This window comes from Streptomyces sp. NPDC006463 (genome assembly GCF_042870715.1).
Lineage (GTDB): Bacteria > Actinomycetota > Actinomycetes > Streptomycetales > Streptomycetaceae > Streptomyces.
Genome location: NZ_JBIAHP010000009.1, coordinates 325,668 through 343,330 on the forward strand (window position 1 = coordinate 325,668; position 17,663 = coordinate 343,330).

General features: G+C 72.6%; 14 protein-coding genes, 3 tRNA genes and 1 pseudogene. 8 read left to right on the forward strand and 10 right to left on the reverse strand.

Going from position 1 to position 17,663, the window contains the following annotated elements:
• The first annotated feature begins 274 nt into the window (after window positions 1-274).
• Complete coding sequence (locus ACFYOB_RS18975) at window positions 275-1,327, forward strand: RNA polymerase sigma factor (RefSeq protein ID WP_388561002.1); 1,053 nt, start codon at window positions 275-277, stop codon at window positions 1,325-1,327.
• A 121-nt stretch (window positions 1,328-1,448) separates the two neighbouring features.
• Here the strand turns inward: ACFYOB_RS18975 and ACFYOB_RS18980 are convergent, their stop codons facing one another.
• The 4 genes from ACFYOB_RS18980 to ACFYOB_RS18995 all read right to left on the reverse strand — a co-directional run bounded on the left by ACFYOB_RS18980 (window position 1,449) and on the right by ACFYOB_RS18995 (window position 7,050).
• Entirely contained in the window at window positions 1,449-3,371 is a 1,923-nt protein-coding gene (locus ACFYOB_RS18980; RefSeq protein ID WP_388560977.1) for an ABC transporter ATP-binding protein, read from the reverse strand.
• Window positions 3,368-5,101, reverse strand: coding sequence for an ABC transporter ATP-binding protein (locus tag ACFYOB_RS18985; RefSeq protein ID WP_388560978.1), 1,734 nt, complete (start codon window positions 5,099-5,101; stop codon window positions 3,368-3,370). The genes ACFYOB_RS18980 and ACFYOB_RS18985 overlap by 4 nt, the downstream gene beginning before the upstream one ends.
• Before the next feature lie 151 nt (window positions 5,102-5,252).
• Complete coding sequence (locus tag ACFYOB_RS18990; RefSeq protein ID WP_388560979.1) at window positions 5,253-6,701, reverse strand: FGGY family carbohydrate kinase; 1,449 nt, start codon at window positions 6,699-6,701, stop codon at window positions 5,253-5,255.
• Between the two features lie 49 nt (window positions 6,702-6,750).
• Window positions 6,751-7,050 (reverse strand): YtxH domain-containing protein, encoded by a 300-nt coding sequence (locus ACFYOB_RS18995; protein WP_388560980.1) that lies wholly within the window; start codon window positions 7,048-7,050, stop codon window positions 6,751-6,753.
• Window positions 7,051-7,195: 145 nt separating this feature from the next.
• On the opposite strand from ACFYOB_RS18995, the gene ACFYOB_RS19000 reads away from it, so the two are divergent.
• From ACFYOB_RS19000 to ACFYOB_RS19010, 3 genes are all read left to right on the forward strand, one after another.
• A tRNA-Asn gene (locus ACFYOB_RS19000) sits at window positions 7,196-7,268 on the forward strand.
• Window positions 7,269-7,273: 5 nt separating this feature from the next.
• Window positions 7,274-7,349 (forward strand) — tRNA-Asn (locus ACFYOB_RS19005).
• 188 nt (window positions 7,350-7,537) lie between these two features.
• Window positions 7,538-7,611: transfer RNA gene (locus ACFYOB_RS19010), tRNA-Ile, on the forward strand.
• Window positions 7,612-7,687: 76 nt separating this feature from the next.
• Here the strand turns inward: ACFYOB_RS19010 and ACFYOB_RS19015 are convergent.
• A complete protein-coding gene (locus tag ACFYOB_RS19015) occupies window positions 7,688-8,845 on the reverse strand; it encodes a glutamate--cysteine ligase (RefSeq protein ID WP_388560981.1) in 1,158 nt (385 codons plus the stop codon).
• 214 nt (window positions 8,846-9,059) lie between these two features.
• On the opposite strand from ACFYOB_RS19015, the gene ACFYOB_RS19020 reads away from it, so the two are divergent.
• A complete protein-coding gene (locus tag ACFYOB_RS19020) occupies window positions 9,060-10,322 on the forward strand; it encodes an MFS transporter (protein ID WP_388560982.1) in 1,263 nt (420 codons plus the stop codon).
• A 49-nt stretch (window positions 10,323-10,371) separates the two neighbouring features.
• Here the strand turns inward: ACFYOB_RS19020 and ACFYOB_RS19025 are convergent, their stop codons facing one another.
• Window positions 10,372-10,737, reverse strand: coding sequence for a cupin domain-containing protein (locus ACFYOB_RS19025; RefSeq protein ID WP_388560983.1), 366 nt, complete (start codon window positions 10,735-10,737; stop codon window positions 10,372-10,374).
• Between the two features lie 48 nt (window positions 10,738-10,785).
• Here ACFYOB_RS19025 and ACFYOB_RS19030 point away from each other — a divergent pair, with 48 nt between their 5' ends.
• Entirely contained in the window at window positions 10,786-11,613 is an 828-nt protein-coding gene (locus tag ACFYOB_RS19030; RefSeq protein ID WP_388560984.1) for an AraC family ligand binding domain-containing protein, read from the forward strand.
• A gap of 15 nt (window positions 11,614-11,628) precedes the next feature.
• Here ACFYOB_RS19030 and ACFYOB_RS19035 read toward each other — a convergent pair whose 3' ends face one another.
• Together ACFYOB_RS19035 and ACFYOB_RS19040 are read right to left on the reverse strand one after the other, a co-directional pair.
• Window positions 11,629-12,984, reverse strand: a complete 1,356-nt coding sequence (locus ACFYOB_RS19035) for a carboxyl transferase domain-containing protein (RefSeq protein ID WP_388560985.1) — start codon at window positions 12,982-12,984, stop codon at window positions 11,629-11,631.
• A 20-nt stretch (window positions 12,985-13,004) separates the two neighbouring features.
• Window positions 13,005-13,694, reverse strand: a complete 690-nt coding sequence (locus ACFYOB_RS19040; protein ID WP_388560986.1) for a LysE family transporter — start codon at window positions 13,692-13,694, stop codon at window positions 13,005-13,007.
• 69 nt (window positions 13,695-13,763) lie between these two features.
• On the opposite strand from ACFYOB_RS19040, the gene ACFYOB_RS19045 reads away from it, so the two are divergent.
• Window positions 13,764-14,204: an Lrp/AsnC family transcriptional regulator gene (locus tag ACFYOB_RS19045; protein WP_388560987.1), complete on the forward strand. Its 441-nt coding sequence runs from the start codon at window positions 13,764-13,766 to the stop codon at window positions 14,202-14,204.
• A 43-nt stretch (window positions 14,205-14,247) separates the two neighbouring features.
• On the opposite strand, the pseudogene ACFYOB_RS19050 reads toward ACFYOB_RS19045, so the two are convergent.
• A pseudogene (locus ACFYOB_RS19050) lies at window positions 14,248-15,605 on the reverse strand (GAF domain-containing sensor histidine kinase).
• Complete coding sequence (locus tag ACFYOB_RS19055; protein WP_328925530.1) at window positions 15,602-16,639, reverse strand: rod shape-determining protein; 1,038 nt, start codon at window positions 16,637-16,639, stop codon at window positions 15,602-15,604. The pseudogene ACFYOB_RS19050 and the gene ACFYOB_RS19055 overlap by 4 nt, the downstream one beginning before the upstream one ends.
• A 209-nt stretch (window positions 16,640-16,848) precedes the next feature.
• On the opposite strand from ACFYOB_RS19055, the gene ACFYOB_RS19060 reads away from it, so the two are divergent.
• Window positions 16,849-17,559, forward strand: a complete 711-nt coding sequence (locus ACFYOB_RS19060; RefSeq protein WP_388560988.1) for an esterase/lipase family protein — start codon at window positions 16,849-16,851, stop codon at window positions 17,557-17,559.
• Window positions 17,560-17,663: the final 104 nt, after the last annotated feature.

Here is a 17,663-nt window from a genome sequence, read left to right on the forward strand (position 1 = left end):
GCCGGCCCCCCCGCCCCCCCGGCCGGGGGCGCGCCCCCCCCCCCCGGGGGGGCGGGGGGGGTGGGGCCGGGGGGCGGGGGGGGGGCGCGCCCCCCCCCCCCCCCCGCTTCGGGGTTCCCGCCGGGGGGTAACCATCCGGTCACGCACCGGACGCAGAAAGTGTTCGCACGCCCCTCGTGGCAGTGGTGTGTCGTACCCCACACTGAAGTGCGGTGCCCCCGTCCTCGGAGCCCTGGAGGTCGCCCCCGTGCAGACCCGGATCCTGACCGTGACCGTGAACGTGAGCGAGTCCTCGGAACCCGCAGAGGCCGAAGCCGTGGACGAAGAGCCCGAAGAGCCCGAAGAGCCCGAGGTACTCGAGCTGATCGAGCCGGTGCCCCCGCAGCGCAAACGGGCCTCGGCGGACGGTGGGGCGGGCCCGTCCGCCGATCTGTTCCGGCAGTACCTGCGCGAGATAGGCAGGATCCCGCTGCTCACCGCAGCCGAAGAGGTGGACCTCGCGCGGCGCGTCGAAGCCGGACTGTTCGCCGAGGAGAAACTGGGCAGCACCCCGGACCTCGACTCCCAGCTGGCCCTGGACCTCGACAAACTCGTCGTCATGGGGCGCATGGCCAAACGCCGGCTGATCGAGTCGAACCTGCGGCTCGTCGTCTCCGTCGCGAAGCGGTACGTGGGGCGCGGGCTCACCATGCTCGACCTCGTGCAGGAGGGGAACCTCGGGCTCATCCGGGCCGTCGAGAAGTTCGACTACGCCCGCGGGTACAAGTTCTCCACCTACGCCACCTGGTGGATCCGGCAGGCGATGTCCCGGGCCCTCGCCGACCAGGCCCGGACCATCCGGGTGCCCGTCCACGTCGTGGAGCTGATCAACCGCGTCGTGCGCGTACAGCGCCGCATGCTCCAGGAGCGCGGGTACGAGCCCACAGCCGAGGAGGTCGCCGCCCACCTGGAGCTGACCCCGGAGCGGGTCCTGGAGGTGCTCCGCCTCGCCCAGGAACCGGTCTCGCTGCACGCCCCGGTAGGCGAGGAGGACGACGTCGCGCTCGGCGACCTCATCGAGGACGGCGACGCCGCCTCGCCCGTGGAGTCCGCCGCGTTCTTCCTGCTGCGCGAGCACCTGGAAGCCGTGCTGTCGACCCTCGGCGAGCGCGAGCGGAAGGTCGTCCAGCTGCGCTACGGGCTCGCCGACGGGCGCCCCCGCACCCTGGAGGAGATCGGCCGGATCTTCGGCGTGACGCGGGAGCGGATCCGCCAGATCGAGTCCAAGACCCTCAGCAAACTGCGCGACCACGCCTTCGCCGACCAGCTCCGCGGCTACCTGGACTGAGGGGCGAGGGCCGAGGCGCAAAGACCGAGGCGGCGCAAGGACCGAGGCGCAGAAACCGAGGCGCGAACGCGAAAGGGGGCGCCCCCAAGGGCGCCCCCGATCACCACACACACCGACCGGGCTAGTCGACCTCGACGACCGCCTGGGCGAACTGAGCCGCGTACAGCCGCGCGTAGGCGCCGCCGGATTCCAGCAGCTCCTCGTGCGTGCCCTGCTCCACGATCGAGCCGCTCTCCATCACCAGGATCACGTCCGCGTCGCGGATCGTGGACAGCCGGTGCGCGATCACGAACGACGTACGGCCGTGCGCCAGGCGCGCCATCGCCTTCTGGATCAGCACCTCGGTACGGGTGTCGACCGAGCTCGTCGCCTCGTCGAGCACCAGGATCACCGGGTCCGACAGGAACGCCCGGGCGATGGTGATCAGCTGCTTCTCGCCGGCGCTGACGCCCGCGCCCTCGTCGTCCAGCACGGTGTCGTAGCCGTCCGGGAGGGTGCGGATGAAGCGGTCCGCGTGGGCCGCACGCGCCGCCTCCTCGATCTCGGCGCGCGTGACCTCGCGCGAGGCGCCGTAGGCGATGTTGTCCGCGATGGTGCCGCCGAACAGCCAGGTGTCCTGGAGCACCATGCCGATGCCGCCGCGCAGCTCCTCGCGCGTCATCTTCGCGATGTCCACGCCGTCCAGGGCGATCTCGCCGCCCGTGACCTCGTAGAACCGCATCAGCAGGTTGACGAGCGTCGTCTTGCCGGCGCCCGTCGGGCCGACGATCGCGACCGTCTGGCCCGGCTCGACCGACAGAGACAGGTTCTCGATCAGCGGCTTGTCCGGCTCGTAGCGGAAGGCCACCTTGTCGAGCGTGACCTGGCCGCGCAGCTCCTCCGGGCGCTCCGGAACCTCGGCGTCCGGCTCCTGTTCCTCCGCGTCGAGCAGCTCGTAGACCCGCTCCGCCGAGGCGACACCCGACTGGACGAGGTTCGCCATCGAGGCGACCTGGGTCAGCGGCATCGAGAACTGCCGCGAGTACTGGATGAAGGCCTGCACATCACCGATCGACAGGGTGCCCGAGGCGACCCGGAGCCCGCCGACGACGGCTATCAGCACGTAGTTGATGTTCGAGATGAACAGCATGACCGGCTGCATGATGCCGCTGACCAGCTGCGCCTTGAACGAGGCCCGGTACAGCGCCTCGTTCTGCTCGGCGAAGACGGCCGCGGACTCCTTCTGCCGGCCGAAGACCTTGACCAGCGTGTGGCCCGAGTACATCTCCTCGATGTGGGCGTTCAGCGCACCGGTCGACTTCCACTGCGCCACGAACTGCGGCTGCGACTTCTTGCCGATCTTCGCCGCGACGAAGATGGAGACCGGTACGGTCCCCAGCGCGACCAGCGCCAGCAGCGGCGAGATCCAGAACATCATCGCGAGCACGCCGACGATGGTCAGCAGCGAGTTCAGCAACTGGCCCATCGTCTGCTGCAGCGTCTGGCCGATGTTGTCTATGTCGTTGGTGGCCCGGCTGAGCACCTCACCGCGCTTCTGCTGGTCGAAGTACGACAGCGGCAGCCGCGACAGCTTCGCCTGGAGCTCCTCGCGCATCCGGTAGACGGTGCCGTTCATCACGTGGTTCGACAGCCTCGTGGCGACCAGCATGAGCAGGCCTGCGAGGACGAAGACCACCAGCGCCCAGATGGCAACGACCCCGACGGCACCGAAGTCGATGCCCTCGCCCGGGGTGAAGTCGGTGCCGGACAGCATGTCCGCCATGCCGCCCTGGCCCCTGTCGCGCAGCCCGTCCAGCGCCTGCTGCTTGGTGAGACCGGCCGGCATCTGCCGGCCGACGATCCCCGCGAAGACCAGGTCGGTGGCCTGGCCGAGGATCTTCGGACCGACGACCGCGCAGCCGACGCTGCCGACGACGGCCGCGACCATGCCCCACAGCTTGACCCGGTCCTGCGCGAGCTGGCGCAGCAGCCGCTTTCCCGAACCCTTGAAATCCATGGACCGCTGGGCCGGCCCCGCCATCATCCGTCCTCCGGGCCCGCTCATGCGGCCTCCGCCTCCGTCAGCTGGGAGAGCACGATCTCCCGGTAGGTCTCGTTGCCGGCCATCAGCTCGTGGTGGCGCCCCTCGCCCACCACCTGGCCCTCGTCCAGGACGATGATCCGGTCGGCGTCGCGGATCGTGGAGACCCGCTGGGCGACGATCACCACGGTCGCGTCCTCGGTCTCACGGGCGAGCGCCGCGCGCAGCGCGGCGTCCGTCGCGTAGTCCAGGGCCGAGAAGGAGTCGTCGAACAGATAGATCTCCGGGCGCTGCACCAGGGTGCGGGCGATGGCCAGACGCTGGCGCTGGCCGCCGGAGACATTGGTTCCGCCCTGGGTGATGGCAGCCTCCAGGCCCCCCTCCAGCTCGGACACGAAGTCCTTTGCCTGGGCCACCTCCAAGGCCCGCCACAGCTCTTCGTCACTCGCGTCCGGGCGCCCGTAGCGCAGGTTGGAGGCGACGGTTCCGGAGAAGAGGTACGGCTTCTGCGGGACCATGCCGACCGTCCTGGCGAGCAGTTCCGGTTCGAGCCGGCGTACGTCCTCGCCGTCGACCAGCACATCGCCGCCGGTCGCGTCGAACAACCGCGGGACCAGGCCCAACAGGGTGGACTTGCCGCTTCCGGTGGAGCCGATCACCGCGGTGGTCTCGCCGGGGCGGGCCACCAGGTCCACCCCGCGCAAGACCGGGGCCTCGGCGCCCGGGTAGCGGAAGTCGGCGCCGCGCAGTTCGAGGAGCCCGCGCCGGGCGAGCTCGCGGACCGGGTCGGCCGGCGGGACCACGCTGGAGCGGGTGTCCAGGACCTCCTGGACGCGCTCGGCGCAGACCTCGGCGCGCGGCACCATCATGAACATGAAGGTGGCCATCATCACGGCCATGACGATCTGCAGCAGGTAGGCCAGGAAGGCCGTCAGCTGGCCGATCTCCATGCCGCCGCTGTCGACGCGCATCGCGCCGAACCAGATGACGGCGACGCTGGAGATGTTCACGACCACGATGACCGTGGGGAACATCAGGGCGAGGAGCTTGCCGGCGGCCAGCGAGACCCCGGTGAGGTCCTCGTTGGCCTCCCGGAAACGATCCTTCTCGTACGTGTCGCGGACGAAGGCGCGGATCACCCGGTTGCCGGTGATCTGCTCGCGCAGCACCCGGTTCACGGTGTCCAGGCGGGACTGCATCAGGCGGAACAGCGGCCGCGTCTTGAGGACGATGGCGCCGACCGACAGACCGAGCACGGGAACGACGGCGAGCAGGACGCCCGACAGCTTCACGTCGAGCGACAGCGCCATGACGATCCCGCCTACGCACATGATCGGCGCCGAGACCATCAGGGTGAAGGTCATCAGGACCAGCATCTGGATCTGCTGGACGTCGTTCGTCGAACGGGTGATCAGGGACGGGGCGCCGAACTGGCCGAGCTCCCGCGCGGAGAAGCTCTGGACGCGGTCGAAGACGGCGGCGCGCACGTCCCGCCCGAAGGCCGCCGCCGTGCGGGCGCCGTAGTAGACGGCGCCGACGTTGCAGACGAGCTGGACGAGGGAGACGCCGAGCATCAGCGCACCGAAGCGCAGGATGTAGCCGGTGTCGCCGTTGACGACGCCGCTGTCGATGATGTCCGCGTTGAGGGTGGGCAGATAGAGGGTTGCGCTGGTCTGCAGCAGCTGGAGCAGGACCAGCAGGGCGATGGGTTTTTGGTACGGACCCAGATGGGTCCGCAGAAGTCGTATGAGCACGCGCAGGCTCCGGTCGGCAAGATCGAGGGGGTTCACCCCATCTTCTGCCAACGGGCGGCCCGATCCCCACCGCTTTTCGCAAAGGCCGGTCAAAAGGAGTAGGCCGCCCTGCGACCCGGGACCGAGCCGTCGTCCGGCGGCCCGGCGCGCCCTAGAACGCGCCGGGGTGGATCTGCTCCCTCGTCGCGATGTATTGCTGGCGCACCGCCTGCCACGTCGGGAACTCCTCGCCCGGCTCGAACACCTGCGCCGCCGGGGCGGGCCACACCGGCGGGGTGTGCGGGGCCAGCGTGCCCTGCGCCACTCCGAGCGCCCACGCCGCCTGGCGCGCCGCGCCCAGCGCCGCGTAGTCGGCGGGCGCCGGTACGACGATCTGCGTCCCGAACAGCCCGGGGGCCGCGGCCTGTACGGCGGGCAGCTCGGCCGCCGCGCCCAGCAGGAACACCCGGCGGATCTCGACCCCGCGCGAGCGCAGCACGTCGAGGGCGTCCACCAGCCCGCAGAGCATGCCCTCGAAAGCGGCCCGGGCCAGGTGCTCCGGCTTCATCGAGTCCCGGCGCAGCCCGGACAGGGTGCCGGCGGCGTGCGGCAGGTTCGGCGTCCGCTCACCTTCCAGGTACGGCAGGAGTACGAGGCCGTGCGCCCCCGGCGTCGACTTCAGCGCGAGCTCGGACAGCCCCTCCAGGTCGGTGCCCAGCAGCTCGGCGGTGCCGCGCAGCGCCCGTACGGCGTTGGAGGTGTTCACCACCGGCAGGTGCATGCCACTGGCGTCGGCCAGGGAGGTGATCAGACCGCCCGGCTCCGACAGCGCCTCGTGGTGCACCGCCATCACCGAACCGGAGGCACCGAGCGAGACCACCGCGTCGCCGGGGCCGAGTCCCAGCCCGAGGGCGGCGGCCATCGTCTCGCCGGTGCCGGCCGAGATCAACAGCCCCTCGGGCGTGGTCCCGGCGGTGTCGGCCGGGCCGAGCACCTCGGGCAGCAGCGCCTGGTGCCCGAGCGCCAGCTCGACGAGGTCGGGGCGCCAGGAGCCGGTGGCGGCCGACCAGTACCCGGTACCGGAGGCGCCGCCCCGGTCGGTGGTCCGCCGGACCGGCCGGCCCAGCAGCTGCCAGACGAGCCAGTCGTGCGGGGACATCAGGACGGCCACCCGGCGGGCGGCCTCGGGCTCGGTGCGGGCCAGCCAGGCCAGCTTCGCCAGGGGCTGCGCGGCGTGCGGGACCGAGCCCACCGCCTCGGCCCAGGCGTGCCGCCCGCCGAGGGCGTCGATGAGGTCGGCGGCGGCGACCTGCCCGCGCTTGTCGTTGCCGACCAGGGCCGGGCGCACCAGCCCGCCCTGTGTGTCCAGCGGCAGCAGCGCGTGCTGCTGGGCGGAGACCCCTATGGCCTGGACCCCTTCGAGGAGCCCGCCGCCGGCGGCCTCGCCGAGCGAGAGCAGCCAGGCCTGCGGATCGGTCTCGTGGGGATTGGCGCCGTCGGGTTCCCCGGCGGGCTGTGGATGGGGTGCGTACCCCTGGCGCAGCACGGCACCCGTTTCGGTGTCGCAGACGACTATGCGAGTGAAGGCTGAAGAGCTGTCCAGCCCGGCGACTATCCCCATGCGGAGAATTCTGCCGCACGCCGGGCCGGACTCCTCCGCCCCGGACGGCTCAGGTGTTGCTGGTGCCCCAGTCGTCGTCGACGCCGCCGACCCGGTCGCGCCGTCCCCGTACCCGCCCGGCCAGGGAGGCCGGTACGGCGTCACCGACCTTCTCGCTCACCGCGGAGAAGGCCTTGCCGGCGTACTCGCGCCCGGTGTGTCCGGCGGTCTCGGCGGCGTTGCGCACCGCGGGGTTCTGCGAGAACTCCCGCAGGGACTTCTTCATGGACTCGTAGCGCTCGCGCCCGGCCCGGGTTCCGAGCACGTACCCGAGGGCCAGTCCGACCACGAACGTGACCTTGTACCGCATGCCTGCCACCCTTCGTCGTGTGGTGCCCGGCCTGCTGTCGATACCGATTGGCGGAGCACCCCCCTGCTTGCGCTAATCTATGACTCGCAACGGGCGCTCGCCCCCCGGCAAGGCCGGAGGTGGGCTGTTCGATGCACCGCAGCAATCCCCTGTAGCTCAATTGGCAGAGCAGCCGGCTGTTAACCGGCAGGTTACTGGTTCGAGTCCAGTCGGGGGAGCGCGGTCCCCTGTAGCTCAATTGGCAGAGCATTCGGCTGTTAACCGGAGGGTTGCTGGTTCGAGTCCAGCCGGGGGAGCCAAGAGACGAAGAGGACCCCCTCGTGGGTCCTCTTCGTCTTTTTGTCGCCCCCGAACGGAACCGGGCAGCCCTCAGCGCGGTCTCTCTGAACAGGCGAAGCCGATCATGCGAGGCATCCGAGGCAGGAGATCGTATGAGCGGCTATGCTGCGGCAGACGGCGCGCACACATGTACGCGCCACGCCGTGAAGGGGCGGTAGCTCAGCCGGTTAGAGCAGCGGACTCATAATCCGTCGGCCGTGGGTTCGAGTCCCACCCGCCCCACTGCGAGCCGCAGGTGCAGAAACGATTGCACCTGCGGCTTTGGCGTTCCTGGGGGAGCTGGGGATCCGGTGCCCGGCTAGAAGTTCTCCGTTTCGTCCGCGAGGTAGCGCAGTACGTCCGCCAGGTCCTGGCGGCGCGCGAAGGCCGCGCGTTGGCGGTGGGCGCCCGAGCCGTCCCGGAGGAGGGCGCCCAGGGTCTTGGCCGCGTGGTCGAGGTCGCCGGCGGCGGCCAGCGCCGGGGCGACCAGGTCCAGCAGGGCCTCCGCGAGATCGGCCGCCGGGAGTTCGGCGCCCGTGTACGGGTCGAGGCCGAAGCCCTCCAGGCCGTCGTGGGCCGCCCGCCAGCGCGCCAGGCGCAGTACGTCGTCCCGCAGGGCCGGCTCGGGCCGCCGCTCCGCGATCTCCTGTAAGGCGGTGGTCACCAGGGCGCGGACCAGTTCGCCCTGGAGGACGGCCGTGTCGATGTCCGGGGACATGTCCGGGGCCCTGACCTCGAGCGTCGGCCAGTGCCCCGACGGGCGGACGTCCCAATAGACCATCTTGGTGTCCAGGGCCGCCCCGGAGCCGAGCAGGGTCTGCACCGAGAGCCGGAAGTGGGCCGTGGACGTGAAGTGCGGGGGCAGCCCCGCCGAGGGCCAGCCCGACCAGGCCATCGCCCGCCAGCTGGCGTGGCCGGTGTCACGGCCGCCCCAGAACGGCGAGTTGGCGGCCAGCGCGATGAGCGTCGGCAGCCACGGTCTGACCCGGTTGGACACCGCCACCGCCGTGTCCACGTCGAGCGTGCCGATGTGGACGTGGCGGCCGCAGCTCACGAGGGTGTCGGTGAGCGAGCCGAAGCGGCGGTGCTGCTCGCGCTGGCGCGGCTCGTCGTCGGTCAGGTGCAGCGGCCCCTCCACGGCCACGACCGGCGAGGGCGCGGCCAGCAGGCGGCAGCCGTGGGCGCGGGCCGCCCTCCCGAGGGTGCGCCGCAGGGTGGCGAGCTCTTCGCGCAGCGAGGCCGCCGAGTGGGCGATCGGGGTGGAGATCTCCACCTGGTAGCGGGTGCCCTCGGGGTGTATCTCGCCCGGCAGCCCGTCGGCCGTGGCGAGGACGAGCGGGGCGGCGGGGACCACCCGGAAGGTGCGGGCGTCGACGAGGAGGAACTCCTCCTCGACACCGACGGTGAGGGGAACGGTGGGGCGCACCGTGTTCTGCTCGGTGCCGGTGCTCGTTGTGCTGTTGCCAGGTTCGATCACTACGCCTCCCTGGACATACGAGTCTTTTCATCATGAGCCGAACAGGAGGCGGGGAGCGTACGCCGATTCGGTCAAAAGTCCGGTGATAGTGGCGAGTTAGCGGCAGGGGCGCCCCGGTATGGGGTCCGGGGTCCGGGTGGGGTGACTGTTGCCGGTGTGCGAACGCCGGAAAAAATGACCAGGGGGCCGCGGCGGCCCCTGGTTATCATCCGCTGTGACCCGTACCGCCGAGCCCGACCGCGCCCAGCGGCGAATACTCGCCGACCTCACCCCGCTCCGTACGTCCCTCGACTACCGGCGGCTGTGGATCGGCGGCACCGTCTCCTGGCTCGGCCAGGCGATGACCGCCCTCGCGATCTCGCTCCAGGTCTACGACATCACGCGGTCCAGCTTCTCCGTCGGGCTCGTCGGACTCTTCTCGCTCGTCCCGCTCGTCACCTTCGGGCTCTACGGCGGAGCCATCGCCGACACCGTGGACCGGCGCAAGCTCGGCCTCTACAGCTCCCTGGGCGCCGCCGGGCTGTCGGTCGCGCTCGCCGCGGCCGCGTCGCTCGGCTACCACCGAGTGTGGTTCCTGTACGCCGTCGTCGCGCTCCAGGCCGTGTGCGGCGCGCTCTCCGGACCGGCCCGGTCCGCCATGATCCCGCGGCTGCTGCCGTCCGAGCAGCTGCCAGCCGCCAACGCGCTGAACTCCGTGACCATGACATCCGGGGCGATGGCCGGCCCGATGCTCGGCGGGCTGATCGTCGGCTGGTGGGGGTACCAGGCGGCGTACCTCATCGATGTCGTGACCTTCGCGGCCGCCCTCTACGCGATGTGGCGGCTGCCGTCGATGAAGCCCGACCGCGCCGAGGGGACGCGCGGCAGGGCCTCCGTCGTCGACGGTCTGCGCTTCCTCGGGACCCGGCCCAACATCCGGATGACCTTCTTCTCCGACATGGCCGCCATGGTGCTGGCGCAGCCGAAGGCGCTGTTCCCGGCCATCGCCGTGCTCTGGTACGGCGGCGACGCGAAGACGGTCGGCCTGCTGGTGGCCGCGCCCGCCGTCGGGGCGCTGCTGGGCGGGCTGTTCTCCGGCTGGCAGGGCCGCGTCCGCCGGCACGGGCTGGCCATCCTCTTGGCCGTCGCCGCGTGGGGCCTGGCCATCGCCGTCTTCGGGCTCACCCGGAACCTGTGGCTCGGTCTGTTCTTCCTGGCGCTGGCCGGGTGCGCGGACACCATCTCCATGGTGTTCCGCACCACCATGCTCCAGGCGGCCACCCCGGACGACATGCGCGGCCGCCTCCAGGGCGTCTTCATCGTGGTCGTCGCGGGCGGACCCCGGCTCGGGGACTTCCTCGCCGGGGCCGCCGCGGACCTGACCTCCCCGGTCGTGGCGATCACGGGCGGCGGCCTCGCCTGCGTGGCCGTGCTGGCCCTGCTCGCGCTCCGCTGGCGGGCGTTCGCCCGCTACGACGCACTCTCGCCGCAGGCGTAGGGACGCCCGGCGCAGAGTGCTTGCGGCCCGGTGTCTTGCGCCCGGGGCCTTACGCGTCCACCGCTTCCCGGGTGCGGTCGCCGCCCGTGCTACCGGTGTTGGTGGTCCCGGTGGGCTCGAACAGCAGGATCGCCGCCTCCTCGTCCGCCGCCGGGCAGTGCTCCACCCCGCGGGGGACGACATGCATCTGGCCGGGGCCCAGGACGACGTCCCCGTCGCGGAGCCGGATGGTCACGGTGCCGCTGACCACGAGGAAGAGCTCGTCGGTGTCCTCGTGGGTGTGCCAGACGAACTCGCCCTGGATCTTGGCGACCTTGACGTCGTAGTCGTTGACGCGGGCGATGCGGCGCGGGGCCCACCGCTCGCTGAAACCGGCCAGCTTCTCGGCGATGTCGACTTTCTGTGGCGTTGTCATGCGGACAGCCTGCCGGGGTGCCCGTGGGCGGTCTTGTACGTTCCTGACATGGCCGCGATACGTCCGCGCAGCACCGTTTCCGCCTGGCAGCCGCCGGTGCCAGGCATAGCCGAGGTCTTCCACGCCCGGTTCACCGACCACGCGTACCCGGCGCACGTGCACGACACCTGGGCGCTGATGATCCTGGACGGCGGGCGGGTCGACTTCGCGCTGGACCGGGAGCGGCACGGCGTCGGGGTGTCGGACTCGGTGATCCTGCTGCCGCCCGGCGTCGTCCACGACGGGCGGACCGTGACGGAGGCCGGCTTCCGCAAGCGCGTCCTGTACCTGGACACCTCGGTGCTGGCGGAGCGGCTGACCGGAGCCGCCGTCGACACCCCGCTGCTGCTCGACCCGGCGCTGCGGGACCGCGTGCACCGGCTGCACGTGGCGCTGGGCGAGCGGGAGTCCTTCGAGGCGCAGGCGCGGCTGGCCTTCGTACGGGAGCGGCTGCACCGGAGGCTGACCGGGCGTGAGGCGCCGACGGGCGGGGCGCCGGGCGCGGGGGTCGCCGTACGGCTGCGCGAGCTGCTCGACGAGCGGGTGGCCGAGGGGATCACGCTGGAGGAGGCCTCGGCGGAGCTGGGGCGGGCTTCCGGGAACCGCTGCCACCCCACGCACCTGATCCGCAGCTTCACGGCGGCCTACGGGCTGCCGCCGCACGCGTACCTCACGGGGCAGCGGGTGGCGCTGGCGCGGCGGCTGCTGCTGGCGGGGGCGCGGCCGGCCGAGGCGGCCACGGCGGCGGGCTTCTACGACCAGGCCCACCTGACCCGGCACTTCGGGAGGCACGTCGGGATCAGCCCGGCGCGCTACGCCCGATCCGGCCGGGGTTGAGGACCTGCGCCAGGTCTACGGGGCCTGGCCTTCCGGGGCGACGATGCCGCGGGCGACGCCCAGGGCCACCAGGTCCTGGGGGCGGACGCGGAGTTGGTCCGCCGTGGCGGGGGCGGCCGCAGGCGGGCGCTTGAGGATGGCCGCCGCCAGTTCCGGGGCGATCACCGAGAAGTAGCTGTCCGGGGTGACCCAGGTGTTACCCGGCGCGGCCAGCGCGAGGGCGCCGCCCGAGCCGCCCTCGCCGATCAGCAGGGTCGTGACGGGGACCGCGGCCGCGGCCAGTGCCGCGAAGGTGTCCGCGATGGCCGCGCCCGCGCCCTCGTGTTCGGCGGCGGCGTCGTTGGCCGCACCCGGGGTGTCCACCAGGGTGAGCACGGGGATGCCGAGCCGGTCCGCGAGGCGGACGAGGCGGGCGGCCGTGCGGTATCCCGCCGGGCGGGTGGCGGTGCCGCACTGGGCGGCGTACGCCACGGCCCGGCCCTCCCGCAGCCCGAATCCGCACAGCATCCCGGGGTCGGTGCCGCCCGCCCGGTCCCCGGAGACGGAGAGGCGCAGGCCGAAGTACGCGTCCAGGTACGCCCCGGCGCGCGGGCGGTCCGGATGACGGGCCTGGCGGACCGCCTCCCAGCCGGTCGCCGGAGGCGGTACGTCGTCGAGTGCGGCCGGGGGCTCGACGGGAGCGTCGGCGCGGGGCGCGGTCAGGACGCGGAGCCAGTCGGACAGGACCCCGGGGAGCTCGGCCGGGGGGACGACGGCGTCCACGTGCCCGGCGGCGTACTGCCCCTCGGCGCAGTAGGCCGCCGGATCCGCGTCCGCGGGCCGCACCCGGGATCCGGCGAAGCCGACCTGGGCTCCGGGCAGCGCGAGGACGACGTCCGCCCCGGCACCGAGCGTGGCCCAGCCACCGCCGGTGGTCGGATCGCGCAGGACGGCGATCTGGGGCAGCCCGGCGGCCCGGGTCAGGACGCACTGGCGGGCCACGCGCTGGAGCTGGGTCAGCGCGAGCATCCCCTCCTGCATGCGGGAGCCGCCGGTGGCGATGAGGGAGACGAGGGGGAGGCGGTGCTCGCGAGCGTGGCTGTACGCGGCTTCGAGCCGGTCTCCGGTGCACTCGCCCAGCGAACCGCCGAGGAAGCCGAACTCGAAGGAGATCACGGTGGCTTCGAGGCCGCCGACGAGGGCGGTGCCGGTGACGACGGACTCCTGCTCGCCGGTGTGCGCGCGGGCGCGGGCGCGGGAGTCGTCGTAGCCGGTCCAGGCCAGGGGGCCGTCGGCCGGTGACTCCCGCCGCGGGGCGGGGAGTTCGGTGAAGCTGCCGGGGTCGGTCACGGAGGCGATGGCCGCGCGGGCCGAGAGGCGGGTCGTCGTCACGGGCTCACCCTAGGGGTTGTTCACGGGAGGGGAAGGGCGATCTTGATCGCATAGGCGGCGACGAGGCCGTAGCCGAGTCGGAAGGTCCACGCGCGGGCGCCGTCGGAGATCCTGCTCCCGGCGAGTGCGCCGAGCCCGACGAGGGCCTGCTGCCACAGGAGCGAGGCGGCGCCGACGCCGAGGAGGAAGGCGGCTCCGGCCGGGCCGGTGCGCAGCGCGGCGCCCTGCGCGGTGGTGAGGGCGGCGAAGTAGAGGGCGGTGGTGGGGTTGAGGGCGGTGAGGCCGACATACCGCGCGAAGGCCTTGGCCGGCCGGGGGGCGGCTCCCGGCCCGGGCCGGGAGCCGGTCCCGGTTCCCGGCCCGGGGATCCGCCCGGCGGCAGGGGCCGACGGATCGGGCGGGGGTGAGAGTTCGGGGCGGCGGCGGGACTTGGCGATGCCGTGGGCGGCGATGGCCAGGAGGATCGCAGCCGAGGCCAGCCGGACCCAGGCCTCGACCGGGGAGACGTGGGAGGCCACCCACGGGCCCAGGGCGGTGGCCAGCGCGGCGTACCCGAGGTCGACCGCCGCGATTCCCGCGGCCGCCGCCACCGCCGCCCGGCGGTGGCGCATCGCCTCCTGGAGCAGCAGCACGCTCATCGCACCCATCGGCATCGCCACGCCCAGGCCCGCGACCGCACCCGCCAGGGCCGGAGTCGTCAGTTCGCTCATGGGGGGAGGTTCCGGCCCCCGGACCGCCGGACGGGCGCCAATACCGGCTCCGGCTGCGAGAATCGCGGTATGGACGGCCTCGACAGGGAAATCCTCGGCATTCTGCAGCAGGATGCGCGGATCTCGTACCGCGACCTCGGCGTCCGGGTCGGCCTCAGCGCCAACGCTGCGGCCGACCGGGTGCGCCGGATGCGCCGGGACGGGGTGATCCGGGGATTCACCATCCTCGTAGACCCGGCCGCCGACACCCGCGGCGGGCTCGTCGTCTTCATCGACGTCACCCTGCGCCAGGACACGACGAACGAGGAGTTCGAGCGGCAGGTCGCCAAGCTCCCGGGAATCACCGAGGTCGTGCACGTGACGGGCGAGCACGACTACCTCGTACGGGCCCGCGCTGCCGACCCCGCCGCGCTCGACGGCCTGCTCCGCCGACTGAAGCGGGAGGCCGGCGTGGCACAGTCCAGCACCCGCATCGCGCTGCGCGCCGCGGGCCGGCCGGACCGGCCGTAGGAACCTGCCGGAGCCGGCCCGGCCCCGGCCAGACCCGCCAGCGCTACAGCGCCGACTCCCAGGTCAGCACCGTCCCCCGCGTCCCCGACTCCGTGCGGCCGTCGTCCGCCACCGTCAGGCGGACCCGGTTCGGCGTCGCGTCCACCTCCACCTCGATGGAGGTGACCTCGCCGCGCCGGTGTGCCGCGGCCAGCGCGCCGCGCAGGGCGGCCAGCAGGTGGTCCGCCGCGGGCTCCGGCAGCAGCGCGTCCACCGCTCCGGCGAAGTGCACCGACGGCTGGAAGCCGAGCAGCACCCCCGCGCCGCCCGTCTCGCGCAGGACCCGCCCCCGGAAGCCCGTCGGGGCGTCGGTCGGCGGCTGCTGCAGGGCGAAGATCGCGGTGCGGACCTCCTGGATGGTGGAGTCCAGCTCGTCGACGGCGCGGCTCAGCTCGTCGCCCACCGTGTCCCCCGACGGCGCGGCCGAGGAGCGCCGCCGGGTGCTCTCCAGCATCATCTCGGTGGCGAACAGCCGCTGGACCACCAGGTCGTGCAGGTCGCGGGCGATGCGGTCGCGGTCCTCGTACACCGCGAGCTGCTCCCGGTCGTGCTGCGCGTCGGCGAGGACGAGGGCCAGCGCCGCCTGGGAGGCGAACTGCGAGGCCAGCAGCCGGTCCACGGCGTCGTACGGGGGACCGCCCCGGGCGCGCGGCAGGGCGAGGGTGCCGATCAGCTGGCCGCCGCTCTGGAGCGGGAGCATCATGCTGGGCCCGAACCGCTCCCGGACGTGCGTGGTCATCCGGGGATCGGTGGCCGAGTCCTCGATGAAGACGGGTTCGCCGCCGAGGAGTTGTTCCAGTACCGGCGAACCGGGGGCGATGGCCGTCCCCACCAGGTCGCCGGGGTCCCCTTGGGTGGAGGCGGCGACGATCTCCATGCCGCCCTCGCGGGTCGGCTGGAGCACCACCCCGGCCGCCGCGTCCGCCAGCAGCCGGGCCCGTTCGGCAACGCACATCAGCGCGTCCGCCGCCGGGCGTCCGGCCAGCAGGGTGGTGGTCACGGCGGCGGCGCCCTCGATCCAGCGTTCCCGGCGGCGCGCGGTCTCGAAGAGCCGGGCGTTGCCGATCGCCGTCCCCGCCTGAGCCGGGGGATCGCCGCCCGCTCGGCCTCGGTGATCCCGGCGGTGAAGAGGGCAGTCAGCCGGACGCGCTCGGGGTCGATGACCCCGAGCGCTCCGTACCGTGCCGCGCAGAGCTCGGTCGCCGAGTCCACGATGTGCTGGAGGGTGGTGTTCAGTTCCAGCTCGGAGCCGACGCCGAGCACCGCCTCCAGCAGCACCGGAAGGCTCGCCGGCGCCTCGCGGGGCTCCTCTTCGGACTCCTCTTGGGATTTTTCGTCGGGCTCCGCCCCGGCGTCCGTCATTCGGCCAGCGGGTTGAGGACCATGGGGGCGATCTTCCCTTCCAGCATCGCGCCGAGACCCAGTACGGCGCACACGTCCGGCCGTTCCGCGATGGCGACGGGCATCCCGGTGGAGTCGCGGAGCATCTGGTCGAGGCCGGGCAGCAGGGCGCTGCCGCCCACCATCATGATCCCCCGGTCCGTCAGGTCCGCGACCAGGTCCGGCGGGCAGTCCCGCAGCACCTTGCCGATGCCGTCGAGGACGGCGGTGAGCGGGGTGTGGATGGCGTCGCGTACGGCTGCCGTGTCCACATGGACGGAACGGGCCAGTCCGGTGGCCACGTCACGGCCGTGGATGAGGGTGGAGGCAGGCCCCTCGGCGGTGATGCCGTTGCCGTGCAGGGCCAGCTGCAGCGGCCGGACCGCCTGGCTCGGCAGCATCAGCTCGTGCGCGTGGCGCAGGTGCTGGACCACGGCGTGGTCGATGGCCTCGCCGCCGACCGGGATCCGCTGGGCCGTGACGATCGAGCCGAGGGAGAGGACGGCCACCTGGGTGGCCGCCGCCCCGCACACCATGATCATCGTCGCGGTCGGCTGCTCCACGGGCAGGCCGCAGCCGACGGCCGCGGCGATCAGGGTGTCGACGAGTTCTACGCGGCGGGCGCCGAGCCCGACGAGGGTTTCCACGGTCGCCCGCTGGGCCAGCGGGTCCGCGTCGTGCGGGGTGCAGGCGGCGGCCCGCAGCCGGGGCTTGCGGCGCAGGGCGCGCCGCAGCTTCTCGCCGAGCAGGTGGCGCAGCATCCGCTGGGCCATCTCGATGTCGACGACCGTGCCGCCGGAGACGGGGCGTACGACCCGGATGTAGTCGGGCGTGCGGCCGGTCATCCGTTCGGCGAAGGTCCCGACGGCGATGAGCGCGCCGGTCCGCGTGTTCACCGCGGCGACGCTGGGCTCGTCGACGACGAGGCCCGCGCCCTTGACGTACACGCGGGTCCTAGCGGCTCCCAGGTCGACGGCGACGTGGCAGCGGCGCAACTGCTCAAGACTGACGGTCACGGCAGATCCTCCGAGAGCGCTGACGCAAGAGGGCCGGCGGAATGCCGGTCATTTCTCATATCATCTCGGACATTTCGCTCTAACCGCCCGTTGGGCTGCTCCGGCCGGGGGTGCCTCGCGCGTGCATGGGGGTGGATTTCTGTACCGACAGGCAGCACCATGCGCGCACCGCACGCGCTACCCACGCGTAACAAGGTAAAGGGGACCCGATGCTGACGGCCCGCCAGAGAACGCTCGCACTCCTGACGCTCTGCCTTGCGCTGCTGGCACCCTTCCCCTCCCATGCCGCCGACCGGGGGGTGGGTCATGTCTCTGACCAGGCATCATCGCGCAATCCGGTGGTCTTCGTGCACGGTTACAACGCCGATCCGGGCGTCTGGGGAGCCCTGCGGGGGGACCTGCGCGCCGCCGGCTACACCGACTCGGAACTCTTCTCCTGGGGTTACGACACCCACCTGTCGGTCAACGAGGTCCTCGCCGGGCGGCTCGGCGCGTACGTCGAGGAGGTCCGCCGGCAGACCGGCGCCGCCAGGGTCGACGTCGTCGCGCACTCCTTCGGCTCGCTGGTGAGCCGCTGGTACGTGAAGTTCGGCGGCGGCGCGGCCACCGTGGGCCACTGGGTCTCGCTGGCCGGGCCCAACCGGGGTACCTCCACGGCGTGGGCCTGCGCCCTGTGGGACCAGGCGTGCCGGGACATGACCCCCGGCTCGTACGTGGTGAAGAACCTGAACGGCGGGGACGAGACCCCGGGCGCGGTGAAGTACGCGACCTTCTGGTCGAACTGCGACGAGGTCGTCAACCCTGACGACAGCGTCCCGCTGACGGGGGCGGCCAACACGCCGGTCGGCTGCCTGAAGCACAACGACCTGCTCGGCGACGACGCCACCTCGGCGGGCGTCCGGTCCTTCCTCGCCTCCTAATGCGTGCCGCCGCTAGGGGGTGTCTGACGGATCAGGGTCGGACAGCCCGGGTCGGCTGGTGCCGTGGATTGCAAGGCGGAGGAGGGAGTCGACGCGGTGGGGGC